Source organism: Streptosporangium sp. OZ121 (assembly GCF_051918885.1).
Classification (GTDB): Bacteria; Actinomycetota; Actinomycetes; order Streptosporangiales; family Streptosporangiaceae; genus Streptosporangium.
Genome location: NZ_JBPXMC010000095.1, coordinates 1 through 938 on the forward strand (window position 1 = coordinate 1; position 938 = coordinate 938).

The window sequence follows — 938 nt, forward strand, 5'->3', positions numbered from 1 at the left end:
TCAGCAGGTGGAGCCGGTCTGGGTCAGCGGGTCCATGTGCCTTAGCGCTGGAGTGTGAGCAGGCCGGGCCGGTAGGGCAGGAGGCCGTAGTCGACGCCGTTGGAGTTGGGGTTGCGGCCCTGGTAGAGCAGTTGGAGGTTGCAGGGGTCGACGGTCATGGTCTGGTCGGCGCTGGTGCGCAGCAGTTCGCCGTGGCTGATGTCGTTGGTCCAGGTGGCGCCGCTGTTGGCCTTGCCGGCGAAGGGGTTGCTCTCGCTGGTGGCGTTCGGGGTCCAGGTGCCGTTGAGGCTGGTGGCGGTGAAGGAGCGGAAGTAGCGTCCCTGGGAGCCGATCGCTTCGACGATCATGAGGTAGCGGTTCTGGCCCTGGAGCTTGTAGACCTGGACGGCTTCGAAGAGGTTGTTGGTGGTGTCGCTCATGATGACGGTGGAGGTGGAGCCGAAGCTGCCGGGGAAGTTGCCGATGGGCATGCTGGCCCGGTAGATCTTGCCGTTGTCGCCGGCGAAGAACAGGTACATGTTGGTGTCGTCGCCGATGACGGCCTGGTCGATGGGTCCGGTCTGGGAGCCGGTGATGCTTCCGGAGAAGAGGGTCTGGGGGGAGGACCAGCCGTTGGGGTTGGTGGGGTCGCTGGAGGTGCGGTAGGAGAAGGCGGGTCCGCCCCACTGGTAGGCGAGTACCCAGATGTTCCGGGGGGCGAAGTAGAACAGGCTGGGCGCCACGGTGCCGGAGGACATGGTGTTCTGGCTGGCCGTGGCCATCTCCGAGTAGTTGGTGAACAGGCCGAAGTTCATCGATCCCCAGCTGGTGCCGAAGTCGTGGGTGGTGGCGTAGACGAGTTGCCTGCCGTTGTAGGGGGCGACGGTGAAGTCCTTGAGCGAGACCCAGCCCGACTTCGGGTTCGCCAGCACGCCGGTGGAGTTCCAGCGGTAGGTCGA

At 65.2% G+C, this 938-nt stretch carries 1 protein-coding gene; it reads right to left on the minus strand.

Annotated elements, in window-relative coordinates:
* Positions 1-41: 41 nt before the first annotated feature.
* Positions 42-938, minus strand: an 897-nt coding sequence (locus ACTOQ1_RS42860; protein ID WP_440074360.1) for a non-reducing end alpha-L-arabinofuranosidase family hydrolase, incomplete at its 5' end; no start/stop codon positions are given.